Origin of the sequence: Streptomyces vilmorinianum (assembly GCF_005517195.1) — a bacterium.
Taxonomy (GTDB): Bacteria; Actinomycetota; Actinomycetes; order Streptomycetales; family Streptomycetaceae; genus Streptomyces; species Streptomyces vilmorinianum.
On the sequence record NZ_CP040244.1, the window covers coordinates 3,442,809 to 3,455,435 of the forward strand.

Here is a 12,627-nt window from a genome sequence, read left to right on the forward strand (position 1 = left end):
GGGTGCCCACCACCTTCCTCCAACTCCTCGTCGTGGTCGTCGCGGTCCTGCCGGGTGTGACCTACCAGTTCACCCGCGAACGCGCGCGCGGACCCCTCGTCCAGCACGCGGATCTCGGCGAGCGCATGCTCCGGGCCCTCGCCGCGTCGCTCGTCCTCGACTTCGCCTACGTCCTGGTCCTCGGCAGCACCCTGACCCAGCGGTTTCCGCTCACCGGGAGCGGCTGGGAGAAGCTGGCGGCCTCGCCACGCCCCGTGGCGCTCCTGGCGCTCCTGCTCCTCATCGCGATCCCGGCCGCCGCGGCCTGGGCCGTGGAGCGCGGTGAGCGCCGCGGCCGTCGGTCCGCCCGGTACGTGCCCACCCCGTCCTCGTGGGACCACGTCTTCTCGGAGCTGGAACCGTGTTTCGTCCGGGCGCGGCTCAAGAGCGGTCACTGGGTGGGGGGTTGGTACGGCTCGTGCTCGTACGCCTCCTCCCATCCCGCCGCCGCGCACGACCTGTACCTGGAATCCGCCTGGCGGCTGACGCCCAACGGCCGATTCCTGTCCAGAGTGGAGCAGACCCGCGGGCTCTACCTGCGCCTGGACGACGTCGAACTGATCGAGTTCATCACCCCGGAGGAGCAATGAGCAGTGGCGTCTTTCGATCCCGACCGCGTGGCTACCGCCCCCGCGGGCACCAGGCCGAGCCCGCCGCACCCCCGCCCGGATCGGCGGCCCTGAGCGACGCGGAAGGCCCGGCCGAAGCCGACCGGACGACCGAGCCGGACACCGAAGCGGCACCTCAGGGCGAGGGCGGGACGCGACAACCCTGACCGGTATGCCGGGAACCAGGGCGGGTGCCGGTCGCCGTGGCGAGCGCGGCGGCCACCAGCGCGCAGGCCGCGAGCGCCAGGAAGAGGCCGTCGTACCCGCCGAGGGAGGCGGCGAGGACGGTTCCGGCCCAGGGAGCGAGGGCCGCGGCGAGGGTGGCGGGGGCGGTGAGGAGGGCGGAGAGCCGGCCGTAGTGGGCGGTGCCCCAGCGGTCGGCGACCGCGGTGGCGTGCAGGAGGGTGAGGTTGCCGCGGACGACCCCGGCGAGTGTGGACAGGCCGAGCAGCAGGGGGATCGGGCCGGGGACGAGGGCCAGGGCAGCGACAGTGGCTCCGCCGAGGGCGATCAGCGTGACCGTACGCGTGGTGACGGAGGTGCGGCGGGCGAGGCTCGCGTAGAGGGTACGGCCGAGGGTCTGGCCCGCGCCGCCGAGTCCGAGGGCCCAGGCCGCGGCCGAAGCCCCGGCGCCGCGTTCCAGGAGGAGCGGGATCAGGCCGATGACGACGGCGTACATGGCGAAGCCGGAGAGGGTGAACGCGGCGGCCAGGAGGAGGAAGGGGCGGCTGCGCGCGATCGGCGTACGGTCCGTGGTGGGCCGGGCCGGTGGGGCGGCCGGCCAGGGGGCGCGCAGGGCGAGGGCGTGGGCCGGGATGGTGACGGCAGCGAGGATCGCGGCCAGGACGGCGTACGTGGCACGCCAGCTCAGCTGGTCCGCGAGGACGGCGGTGAGCGGGGCGAAGACGGTCGAGGCGAGACCGCCGGCGAGGGTGACGACGGTCAGGGCGCGGATGCGGTCGGCTCCCACGTGGGGGTCCCCCCGGACGGAGTCTGGGGGAGGGTGAGGGCGGCGAACGCGGGCGGATAGAACGTGGCGGCCATGGCCACCCCGGCGAGCAGCCAACCGGCCGTGAAGACCGCCAGGTTGGGGGCGGCGGCGATGAGAAGCAGGGCCAGGGTGCCGACGACGGAGCCCGCTGTCATGACGGCACGGGGGCCTCGGCGGTCCAGGACGCGTCCGACGGGGATGCCGACCGTGGCCGAGACGAGCAGGGCGGCGGAGAAGGCGGCCGTCGCGGCACCGGGGGACCAGCCGGTGTCGGCCGTCAGCCGGGGGAGCAGGACGGGGAAGGCGTAGTAGACGATGCCCCAGCTGGTGATCTGGGTGACGCAGAGCGCGGGCAGCGCGCCGCGGGGCCGCGCCGGTACGTCCGTACCGGTCGCGGCCCCGCTGGTGTCGAGGTCGGTCACGGTGGTCAGCAGCCGCCGCCGGCGCCGGCGCCGGGGGCGGCGCCGGTGCCGATCTGCAGGGTCGTCGGGGCGGCGCAGCAGCCGCCGCCGTCGGTCCCGCCGGCCTCGGGCTCGTCGAAGAGGCCCGCGCCGCCGCAGACTCCCGTCTCGGGCAGGGTCAGTTCGACGCGCTCGGCGGCCTCCTGGTCGCCGGCCAGGGAGGCGGCGATGGAGCGGACCTGCTCGTAGCCGGTCATGGCGAGGAACGTCGGGGCCCGCCCGTAGCTCTTCATGCCGACCAGGTACACGTCCTGCTCGGGGTGGGAGAGCTCCTTGACCCCGTGCGGGTAGACGGTGCCGCAGGAGTGCTGGTTGGGGTCGATGAGCGGGGCGAGTTCGACCGGGGCCTGCAGGCGCTCGTCGAGGGCGAGGCGCAGCTCGGAGAGGAAGGACAGGTCCGGGCGGAGACCGGTGAGGACGACGACCTCGTCGACGGGGTCGAGGCGGCGGCCGTCCTCGGCGACCAGGACGAGCCGCTCGCCGTCACGCTCGATCGCCTCTGTACGGAACCCGGTGACGGCGGAGGCGTGACCGTCCTCGACGGCGGCCTTGGCGCGAAGCCCGAGCGCGCCACGGGCGGGGAGCTGGTCGGCCTCGCCGCCGCCGAAGGTGGATCCGGTGACACCCCGGCGCAGGATCCAGACCGCGTGGGTGCCCGGCGCCTCCTTCGCGAGGTCGGCGAGGAGGGCGAGCGCGGTGAAGGCGGAGGCGCCCGTCCCCACGACCGCGGTGCGCTTGCCCGCGTAACGGGCGCGCACGGACTCGATGGTCAGGTCCGGCACACGGTACGAGATGCGGTCGGCGGCGGTGCGCTCGCCGAGGGCGGGCAGGCCGTTGCCGCCGAGCGGGTTCGGGGTGGACCAGGTGCCGGAGGCGTCGATGACGGCGCGGGCGAGGATCCGCTCCTCGCGGCCGTCGGTGTTCAGGACGTGGACGGTGAACGGCTGCTGCTCGCGGTCGGCGTCGACGACCCGGTCGCGGCCGGCACGGGAGACGCCGGTGACGGTGGCGCCGAAGCGGACCTTCTCGCCGAGGACGTCGGCGAGCGGCTGGAGGTAGCGCTCGGCCCAGTCGCCGCCGCTCGGATACGTCGCACCGTCCGGGGCCGTCCAGCCGGTGGGGGCCAGCAGCTTCTCGGCCGCCGGGTCGACCACCTCGGACCAGGTCGAGAACAGCCGCACGTGCGACCACTCCCGGACCGCCGTGCCCGCGGCGGGCCCGGCCTCCAGGACCAGCGGCGTGATGCCGCGCTCGAGGAGCTGGGCGGCGGCCGCCAGACCGACCGGGCCCGCCCCGATCACCACGGTGGGCAGAGCGGTGGTGGACACCTCGGTAATCGACTCGGACACGATGACTCCCCATGTTGTTTCGACGTCTGTCGATGTCTTGCGCACTCAGCATGGCACTTGCATCGACAAGCGTCAACATAGACATCCATCGAATTTGAGCGGGAGGGCCTGGGTCTTTGGGTCTGCTTCGACATGTGTCAACATAGATGCATGTCGAATGCCGTGCCGTTGCCGTTGCTGGAGCCCGAGGTCGTCCCGTGCTGCCCGCCTCTCACGGAGCGCCCCCTGAACGCGGAGGAGGCCGAGCGCACCGCGAAGATGTTCAAGGCCCTGGGTGACCCCGTACGCCTGCGCCTCTTCTCCGCGGTCGCGTCGCATGAGGGGGGCGAGGCATGCGTGTGCGACATCTCTGACGTCGGCGTCTCCCAGCCGACCGTCTCCCACCACCTCAAGAAGCTGAAGGAGGCCGGCCTGCTCTCCTCCGAGCGGCGCGGCACCTGGGTCTACTACCGCGTCGAGCCCGCCGTCCTCGCCGCGTTGGGGCAGGTGCTCACCAAGGTCGCCGAGGCCACCTGAACGTCGACGGGATGACAGCTGCTGTTCGCTTGCGGGTCACCCTCCCCTCCGCCGCATCGGTGAGCATCTGCGCACGGGGCCGGCGGCAGTCGTGACGGCCGTACATCCGTGGATGTCCGAGGGGGATCACAGTGCAGCTGCGAGGTGCGGGACGGCCATACCCGTGGAAGGGGGCGGCCGCCGCCGTGGCCGGAGCGCTGTTGCTCGCGGGCTGCGGTGCGGGTGCGTCCCAGGACGACGCCAGGCCGACTCCCGTCGAAGCCGTACCCGACATCGAGTGCCCCGAGTCCGGGAAGGTGCGCGGGTCCGGGTCCAGTGCCCAGCAGCACGCGATGAAGCGGTGGATGCGCCAGTACCAGCTGGCCTGCAAGGGCGTGGAGCTCGCCTACAACCCGCTCGGATCGGGGGCGGGCGTCGCCCAGTTCCAGCGCGGGGCGACCGCGTTCGGGGGTACGGACCAGGCTCTGACGGACGAGGACCGGGAGATGTCCCAGGACGTCTGCCCCGGTGGACAGGCCATCGACCTGCCCATGGTGGGCGGTCCCGTCGCCATCGGTTACAACCTCCCCGGCGTGCCCGGCCTGGTGCTGGACGCCCCGACCCTCGCGCGGATCTTCGACTCGCGCATCACGCGCTGGAACGACCCGGCCGTCCAACGCCTCAACCCCGAGGCGAAGTTGCCGGACCTGCCCGTCGTCCCGCTCCACCGGGCGGACGATTCCGGTACGACCCAGAACCTGAACGCCTATCTCAAGGGCGCGGCACGGGAGTTCTGGCCCTATCCGGCGGACAAGAAGTGGCAGGGTCAAGGTGGCCAGTCGGCCAGCGGATCGGACGCCGTCTCCAAGGCGGTGACCCAGACCGAAGGAGCGATCGGCTACTTCGAGCTGTCCTTCGCCGCCACGCGGAAGATCGACACCGTACGCATCGCGACGGGCGCCGCCGAGCCCGTCGCCCCGAGCACGAAGAGCGCGTCGGCGGGCATCGCCGCGGCGGAGGTCGTCGGCAACGGCAAGGACCTGGCGCTCAAGTTCGACTACAAGACCTCGGCCGAGGGCGCGTACCCGATCGTCCTGGTGACGTACGAGATCGTCTGCGACACGGGGAACGCGCCCGAAAGCCTCCCGGCGCTCAAGTCCTTCCTCGCGTACACCGCCGGCGAGGAAGGTCAGGAGCAGCTGCACTCGATCCACTACGCGCCCCTGCCGGCATCCGTCGCCGCGCAGGTCCGCGAGGTCATCAGCACCCTGAGCTGACGCCGGCCGGGCCGCCGGTCCGTGCGGAGCTGGAACTCGGGTCGGTTCAGTGTCGACTGACGTCACGACAGACTGATATCGTCGCGCATCAGCGGTGGATGACACCACAGGGCGCTGATGTGATGGCGCCCGATTTCTCCGTGAGACATCCGTCAGACAAGAGAGACACCTGATGCCCGAGAAGCCCTCCGTCCTGTTCGTGTGCGTGCACAACGCAGGCCGTTCCCAGATGGCCGCCGCGTGGCTGTCCCACCTGGCGGGGGACCGCGTCGAGGTCCGCTCCGCCGGCTCCGCCCCGGCCGACCAGGTGAACCCGGCCGCGGTGGAGGCGATGCGCGAGGTCGGCATCGACATGTCCGCCGAGACGCCGAAGATCCTCACGATCGACGCGGTCAAGGCGTCCGACGTGTGCATCACCATGGGCTGCGGTGACACCTGCCCCGTCTTCCCGGGCAAGCGCTACCTCGACTGGACGCTGGAGGACCCGGCCGGTCAGGGCGTCGAGGCCGTCCGTCCCATCCGCGACGAGATCAAGAAGCTCGTCGAGGGCCTGATCGCCGAGATCGCGCCGGAGGCCACGGCATGAGCGAGATCTCTCAGGTCTCCGAGTCGTACGCGGACTCCGAGACCGCCGAGACGTCCGGGATACGCGACGTCGTCATCATCGGCTCCGGCCCGGCCGGGTACACCGCCGCCCTCTACACCGCCCGCGCGCAGCTGAAGCCCCTGCTCTTCGGCAGCTCGATCTTCGTCGGCGGCTCGCTCACCACCACGACCGAGGTCGAGAACTTCCCCGGTTTCCCCGACGGCGTCGAAGGCCCGGACCTCATGGACGACATGCGGGCCCAGGCCGAGAAGTTCGGCGCCGAGATGGTCGACGACGACATCGTCTCCGTCGACCTCACCGGCGACGTCAAGCTCCTGACCGACAGCGCCGGTACCGTCCACCGCGCCAGGACCGTGATCATCGCCACCGGCTCCGGCTACCGCAAGCTCGGCCTGCCGAAGGAGGACGAGCTGTCCGGGCGGGGCGTGTCCTGGTGCGCCACCTGCGACGGGTTCTTCTTCCGCGAGCGCGACATCGTCGTGGTCGGCGGCGGCGACACCGCCATGGAGGAGGCCACCTTCCTCACCCGTTTCGCCCGCTCCGTCACCGTCGTCCACCGACGCTCGGCCCTGCGCGCCTCCAAGGCCATGCAGAACCGCGCCTTCTCCGACGACAAGATCGCCTTCGCCTTCGACAGCGAGATCGCGGAGATCAAGGAGGAGAACGGCATGCTCGCCGGTGTCGTGCTGCGCGACACCCTCACCGGCGCGCTGCGTGACCTCGACGCCACCGGCCTGTTCATCGCCATCGGACACGACCCGCGCAGCGAACTGTTCGCCGACCAGATCGACCTCGACGACGAGGGCTACATCAAGGTCGAGGCGCCCTCCACCCGTACGAACATCCCCGGCGTCTTCGCCGCCGGCGACGTCGTCGACCACACCTACCGCCAGGCCATCACGGCTGCGGGCTCCGGCTGCTCGGCGGCTCTGGACGCCGAGCGCTATCTGGCCGCGCTGGGCGACAAGACCCCGGCCATGGCCGCGGTCCGATCTCCCCAGGGGTGACGCGGCGGCGGGGGCCCACGCGCCTCGGCCGCCGCAGGGGTGAAGGCGCAGGGGCCGGGTAGCCGCAGAGACGCGGCGCGGACGAGCACCGGACGAGTACCGGACGGGTACGGGAGGTGGAGGCCGATGGCTGCGAAGGACACGCTGACGCGCTACCGCCGACGGCGTGACTTCTCGAGGACGAGTGAGCCCGAGGGGGACCGTGGCCGGTCGTCGGGGGACGAGCCGGTCTTCGTGGTGCAGATCCACGACGCCGGCACCCTCCACTTCGACTTCCGTCTGGAAGCGGACGGAGTGCTCAAGTCCTGGGCCGTTCCCAAGGGACCGTCCACGGACCCGCACGACAAGCGGTTCGCCACGCCGACCGAGGACCATCCGCTCGACTACCGCAGGTTCGAAGGAGTCATCCCCGGCGGGGAGTACGGCGCCGGCACGGTGATCGTCTGGGACGAGGGCACGTACGGCAACCTCTCCACCGATCGGAGCGGACACGAGATCCCCCTCTCCGAGGCCCTCGACCAGGGGCATGCCTCGTTCCGGCTGGACGGTCACAAGCTGCACGGCGGCTACGCGCTCACCCGTATCCGTACGGACGACAGCTCCGGCCGGGAGGCATGGCTGCTGGTCAAGCACGCCGACGCACGCGCCGCTTCGGGCCACGGAACGCCCGACCCCCGGCGAGCCCGGTCGGTACGCACCGGTCACACCCTGCGCCAGGTCGCGACCGAGGCCGAGGAGAAGGCCGAGGAGAAGGCGGAGGAGAAGGCCGGGAGCGGTGCGGCCCGTGACGGCGTCCGCGAACAACCCGTCAGGAGCACGCGATGACCTCGACCAGGAGCATCCGGGTCGGCGGCCGGACCGTGGAGCTGAGCCGCCCGGACAAGGTGCTGTTCCCCGGGGACGGCCTCACCAAGGCCGACCTCGCCGACCACTACCGCCGCGTCGCCCGGCGGATGCTGCCTCACCTCCGCCACCGCCCGCTGATGCTCGAACGCCACCCCGACGGCATCGACGACCCCGGTTTCATGCAGAAGGACGTCCCCGACCACTTCCCCGACTGGATCCACCGGGCCGAACTGCCCAAGGAGGGCGGCACCGTCACGTACGTGCTCTGCGAGGACACCGCCACCCTCCTCTACCTGGCCGACCAGGCGTGCATCACCCCTCACCGCTTCCTGTCCAAGGCCGACCGGCCCGACCACCCCGATCGCCTGGTCTTCGACCTCGACCCGCCGGGAGACGACTTCGCCCCCGTACGGCAGGCGGCGCTGCGCCTCCACGACCTCCTGGACGACGAGCTGAGCCTGCCGTCCCTGGTCATGACGACCGGCTCGCGCGGCCTGCACGTCGTCGTCCCCCTCGACGGCCGCCTCCCGTTCGACGAGGTCCGGGCCTTCGGCCGCGACGTCGCCGAGCTGCTGGCCGCCCGCCGGCCGGACGAGCTGACGACCGCGCCCCGCAAGCAGGCCCGCAAGGGCCGCCTCTACCTCGACATGCAGCGCAACGCCTACGCCCAGACGGCCGTCGTCCCCTACGCCGTCCGCGCCCGCCCCGGCGCACCGGTCGCGGCGCCGCTGGCCTGGGAGGACGTCGACGATCCCGACCTGACCGCGCGGCGGTGGAGCCTGTCCACCGTGGACCAGCTCCTCAAGGAGAACCCGTGGCACGCGGCACCGCGCGGCCGGTCCCTCGACGCGGCACGCCGACGACTGGCCGCCGTGGCGAGGGAGGGCTGACCCGGCCGCGACGGGGCGGGATCTTCTCACGCCGACTGGGTACTCGAACGTCCCCGGCCGGATCAGCGGGAGCGGTCGGATCAGCCCGGGCGCGAGCAGGAGGACAGAGCCACCGAGAAGAAGAATCGAGACGAGCCGAGGAGATTCCCCATGATCACCGCACGGGACATGATGACGCCGGACGCGACCTGCGTTCGCGCGAGCGAGACCATCGTCGAGGCCGCCCGCAAGATGGCCGAACTCGGCGTCGGCGCGCTGCCGATCTGCGGTGCCGACGAGCGGCTCCACGGGATGCTCACCGACCGTGACGTCGTCCTGAAGGTCCTCGCGGAGGGCAAGGACCCCGCCGCGTGCAAGGCCGGTGACCTCGCCCAGGACGAGATCGTCACCGTCGGCGCCGACGACACCGCCGACCAGGTGCTCCGCGTCATGAGCGAGCACCGGATCCGGCGCGTGCCCGTCATCGACCAGCACGTCCTCGTCGGCATCATCACCGAGGCCGATGTCGCCCGGACGCTGCCCGCCACTCAGGTCGGCGGCCTCGTCGCGGCCATCGCGACCGCGGCCTGACCGGACCACCGCGGCCTGACCGGACCACCGCGAACGGCCCGGTCATCACCCCGGCCCGGTCATCACCCCGGACGGTCCGGGCCTCACGCCTTCGCCGGCGTCGCGGCCGCGGTCAGCCGGTGGTGGAGGGCCAGCGAGGCCAGCGTGAGCAGGGCGGCGGCGAAGGCGGCGAGGACGCCGAGGCGGCCCGCGATGTCGGCGACGCCGCCGTCCCGGGACAGCAGCTCCGTCCACGCGTCCACCGCCCAGGCGTGCGGCACGGCGTGTCCGGCCGTGCGCAGCCACGCGGGCACGACGGCCAGCGGCCACATGCAGCCGCCCAGCATCCCGAGCCCGATCCCGAGCGCGGGACCGATGGCGTTCGCCTGCTCGGGCGTCCGGAACACCGCCCCCGCCAGCACGCCCGCACCCGTGCCCACCAGCGCCCACATGCCGACCAGCAGCGTGGCGGCGAGCGGGTCGCCCCAGGACACCCCGAAGGCCAGCGCTCCGATCGCGACGATCAGCGCGGACTGCACCAGGGCCAGGACCAGATACGCGCCCGTCTCGCCGAGCACCAGGGCCCGCGCCGGGACCGGGGCGGCCAGTGCCCGCTCGTACACGCCCGACTTGCGGTTCTGGACGATCACGGCCCCGGCGGCAAGGGAGTTGATGAAGACGAACAGCACCAGCATGGTGGGGGTGCTGTAGCCGTAGCCGAGCGGGAGGATCTCGCTGGTGCCGCCGGGTGTGAGCGTGGTGATCCGTACCGGCTGGACGTGTTCCTCGGTGCTACGGGCCAGGGCGAGGCGCTCCTCGAAGTCGCCGCCCTGCCGTTCCTGCGCGAAGTGGGCGGCCTGCAGCCGGGCCGCGTGATCGGAGACGACCGCCGCGATCGAGGAGACGGCCGCGTGCCCGCTGCTGCCGCCGGGCTCGACGAGCACGGGCACCTCGACACTCCGGCCCGCCCTGGCCGCGGCGTCGAGATCGGGCGGGAGCAGGACGGCGGCGTCCAGTTCGCCGCGGCGCAGCGCGGTGCGCGCCACGTCCTCGTCGCTGTACGGGCGCGCATCGAGGCCGTCCGAGCGGTCGAGTTCCGCGGCCAGTTCGGTGGCGACGGGGCCCGCGGTGCCGGAGTGCACGACCCCGATCCGGAACTGGTCGAACCCGCCGACGACCGCTCCGATCACGACGATGATCGCGACCGGCAGGAGCAGCATGAAGAACAGCGCGGTGCGGTCGCGCAGGGTGCGCAGCACCGTGGCGCGGGTGATGGCGAGGGCGGTCGGGGCGGCGGTCACGACGGCCTCCGCAGGCGCAGGATCAGGGCGGTCAGGGCCGTGGCGGCCAGGGTGAAGGCGACCATGCCGAGCAGGGGCGGGCCGACCGCGGACCAGCCGCCCACCCCGGTCCCGAGGTCGGTGAAGCCGCGCAGGGCCCAGCCGTTGGGCGTGAACAGCGCGAGCCGGCGGATCAGCGGCGGCGCGACGGACACGAAGACGAAGTTCCCGCCGAGCAGCACCAGCGCGAACACGACGATCGAGGACAGGCCTTGGGCCTGCTGCTCGGTGCGGGCCAGGGAGATCACCAGGGCCGTGAGGCTGACGATGGCGGCCGCCATGGTGAGGCACAGCAGGGCGACGCCGAGCGGATCCGCCCATCGGGCGCCGAAGAGCAGCCAGGACGCCGTGAGGGTGGTGGCAAGCCCGGCGAGACTGTAGACGAAGGTCGAGAGCGACTTGCCGAGCAGCAGCGCCCCCCGGCCCACGGGTGCGGCGGCGATCCGGTCGAGGGTGCCCTGCCGCTGTTCGGCGAAGTAGCCACGGGCGCCGAACCCGATGGTGAACAGGACGAAGAACATACCCATCGCCGGGGCGAAGTAGCTGACGGCCTTCAGCGGGCTGTCGCTCAGACCGACCGGCCGCACGCTCTCGGGAAGCCGCTCCGTGGCGGCCTGCGCGGCGAGCGCGGGCACGTCCGCGGGCAGCGCCCCGGCGGCGACGGCCGTGCCGACCGACAGCCGGGCCGCGTCGATCTGCGCGGTGTACGACTCGACGACGGCGCGGGCGAGTTGGGCCGCAAGGGGCTGGTCGACATCGTCCAGGAGGGCGATCGACGCCGGACTGTTCCCGTTGAGTGAGGCGGTGAATCCCTGGGGTATCACGACGGCCGCCTGGACCTCCCCGTCCTCGACCGCGGCGCGGGCCCGCTCCTGGGTGTCGTACGTGCGGACCGTGACGATTCCGGCGAGCTCGGGGCTGGTCAGGGTGGCGGCGAGAGCGGTGGCCGCGGGCCCGTGGTCGAGATCGGCGTAGCCGATGTCGGCGTGGAAGCGGTCGGAGTCCGTGAAGGCCAGGGCCATCAGCGCGGTGATGGCGAGGGGGGCCAGGAAGACCAGGATCCAGGCCGACCGGTCGCGCATCCGCTGGCGCAGGTCCTTCGCGGCGATGCTGAGCGCCGGCCCAGGCACGGGCAGAGGCATGGCCGGTCACTCCCTCAGGGCGGTGCCGGTCAGATGGAGGAAGACCGCTTCGAGGTCCGGCTCGTCGATGTCGACGCTCCTGACCTGCACGCCGTGGTCGCGTGCGAGGTCGAGCAGCCGCGGGAGCAGGCTGTGGGCGCCTTGCACCACCGCCTGCAGGACCTCGCCGTGCTCGCCGCCGACGTCGGCGCCGTCGACGCGGCTCAGGCCGCGGCAGGCGGCGGCGTACGCCTGGAGGTCGCCGGTGGCCGTCAGGCGGATCCGGTCGCGCTCGGCGACGAGGGCGACCAGCTCGCGGTGGGTTCCCTCGGCGATCAGGCGGCCGTGGTCGATGATGCCGACCCGGTCGCAGAGCCGCTCGGCCTCCTCCATGTAGTGGGTGGTGTACAGGATGGCCATGCCCTGCTCGCCGAAACGCCGGACGCTCTCCAGGATGGCGTGGCGGCTCTGCGGGTCCACCCCGACGGTCGGCTCGTCCAGGATGAGCAGCGTCGGCGCGTGCACGAGACCGGCACCGATGTTGAGCCGCCTGCGCATACCTCCGGACAGCGTGTCCACCCGGTCCTCGGCCCGGGCCGTCAGATCGACCAGCTCCAGGACCTCACGGACCCGGCGCGCCCGCTCCCTGCCCGGGAGCCGGTACAGGCGCCCGAAGAAGTCCAGGTTCTCGCGGACGCTGAGGTCGCCGTAGAGGGCGATGTCCTGGGGGACGTAACCGATCAGCCGCTTCGCGGGACCGACGGCGGTGCCGACGCGGTGCCCGGCGACCTCGACCGTCCCGCTGTCGGGGCGCAGCAGCCCGCACACCATGCGGATCGTGGTGGTCTTGCCCGAGCCGTTGGGTCCGAGCAGGCCGTACGTCTCGCCCGGGGCGACGGAGAGGGAGACGCCGTCGACAGCGGTCAGGTCACCGAAGCGCCGTACCAGCCGCGCGCATTCCAGCAGGGCGTGCGTCGCCTCTCGGCGGATCGTGGGCGGGGACGGTGCGGTCATGTGCACCAGCCTGTGTGCGGGCCGTGAGGGCGG

Annotated in this window: 12 protein-coding genes and 1 pseudogene; 8 read left to right on the forward strand and 5 right to left on the reverse strand. The window is 72.6% G+C overall.

What is annotated here, in order from left to right; translation table 11 throughout:
* The first annotated feature begins 2 nt into the window (after positions 1-2).
* Complete coding sequence (locus FDM97_RS16145; RefSeq protein WP_137991102.1) at positions 3-629, forward strand: DUF6338 family protein; 627 nt, start codon at positions 3-5, stop codon at positions 627-629.
* A gap of 154 nt (positions 630-783) precedes the next feature.
* On the opposite strand, the pseudogene FDM97_RS16150 reads toward FDM97_RS16145, so the two are convergent.
* Together FDM97_RS16150 and FDM97_RS16155 are read right to left on the reverse strand one after the other, a co-directional pair.
* A pseudogene (locus FDM97_RS16150) lies at positions 784-2,060 on the reverse strand (MFS transporter).
* A 5-nt stretch (positions 2,061-2,065) separates the two neighbouring features.
* Positions 2,066-3,436 (reverse strand): NAD(P)-binding domain-containing protein, encoded by a 1,371-nt coding sequence (locus tag FDM97_RS16155; RefSeq protein ID WP_137994852.1) that lies wholly within the window; start codon positions 3,434-3,436, stop codon positions 2,066-2,068.
* A gap of 162 nt (positions 3,437-3,598) precedes the next feature.
* Between FDM97_RS16155 and FDM97_RS16160 the strand changes: the two genes are divergently transcribed.
* The 7 genes from FDM97_RS16160 (at position 3,599) to FDM97_RS16190 (ending at position 9,140) form a co-directional block, all read left to right on the forward strand.
* Positions 3,599-3,964 carry an ArsR/SmtB family transcription factor gene (locus FDM97_RS16160; RefSeq protein ID WP_137991103.1) on the forward strand — a complete coding sequence of 122 codons (366 nt, stop codon included), beginning with the start codon at positions 3,599-3,601 and terminating at the stop codon, positions 3,962-3,964.
* Positions 3,965-4,149: 185 nt separating this feature from the next.
* Positions 4,150-5,220, forward strand: coding sequence for a phosphate ABC transporter substrate-binding protein PstS (gene pstS / locus FDM97_RS16165; protein ID WP_254705618.1), 1,071 nt, complete (start codon positions 4,150-4,152; stop codon positions 5,218-5,220).
* A 172-nt stretch (positions 5,221-5,392) separates the two neighbouring features.
* Entirely contained in the window at positions 5,393-5,806 is a 414-nt protein-coding gene (locus tag FDM97_RS16170) for an arsenate reductase ArsC (protein ID WP_137991104.1), read from the forward strand.
* Complete coding sequence (trxB, locus tag FDM97_RS16175) at positions 5,803-6,834, forward strand: thioredoxin-disulfide reductase (RefSeq protein ID WP_137991105.1); 1,032 nt, start codon at positions 5,803-5,805, stop codon at positions 6,832-6,834. The genes FDM97_RS16170 and trxB overlap by 4 nt, the downstream gene beginning before the upstream one ends.
* Before the next feature lie 126 nt (positions 6,835-6,960).
* Complete coding sequence (locus tag FDM97_RS16180; RefSeq protein WP_137991106.1) at positions 6,961-7,659, forward strand: DNA polymerase ligase N-terminal domain-containing protein; 699 nt, start codon at positions 6,961-6,963, stop codon at positions 7,657-7,659.
* A complete protein-coding gene (gene ligD, locus FDM97_RS16185) occupies positions 7,656-8,570 on the forward strand; it encodes a non-homologous end-joining DNA ligase (RefSeq protein ID WP_137991107.1) in 915 nt (304 codons plus the stop codon). Before FDM97_RS16180 ends, ligD begins: the two co-directional genes overlap by 4 nt.
* Positions 8,571-8,720: 150 nt before the next feature.
* Positions 8,721-9,140, forward strand: coding sequence for a CBS domain-containing protein (locus FDM97_RS16190; protein ID WP_137991108.1), 420 nt, complete (start codon positions 8,721-8,723; stop codon positions 9,138-9,140).
* A gap of 83 nt (positions 9,141-9,223) precedes the next feature.
* On the opposite strand, the gene FDM97_RS16195 is transcribed toward FDM97_RS16190, so the two are convergent.
* From FDM97_RS16195 to FDM97_RS16205, 3 genes are read right to left on the reverse strand one after another with little or no spacing between them, the layout of a single operon-like run.
* Entirely contained in the window at positions 9,224-10,420 is a 1,197-nt protein-coding gene (locus tag FDM97_RS16195) for an ABC transporter permease (RefSeq protein WP_175439138.1), read from the reverse strand.
* Entirely contained in the window at positions 10,417-11,601 is a 1,185-nt protein-coding gene (locus FDM97_RS16200) for an ABC transporter permease (protein ID WP_137991110.1), read from the reverse strand. Before FDM97_RS16200 ends, FDM97_RS16195 begins: the two co-directional genes overlap by 4 nt.
* 6 nt (positions 11,602-11,607) lie before the next feature.
* Positions 11,608-12,594 (reverse strand): ABC transporter ATP-binding protein, encoded by a 987-nt coding sequence (locus FDM97_RS16205; RefSeq protein WP_137991111.1) that lies wholly within the window; start codon positions 12,592-12,594, stop codon positions 11,608-11,610.
* Positions 12,595-12,627 lie beyond the last annotated feature (33 nt).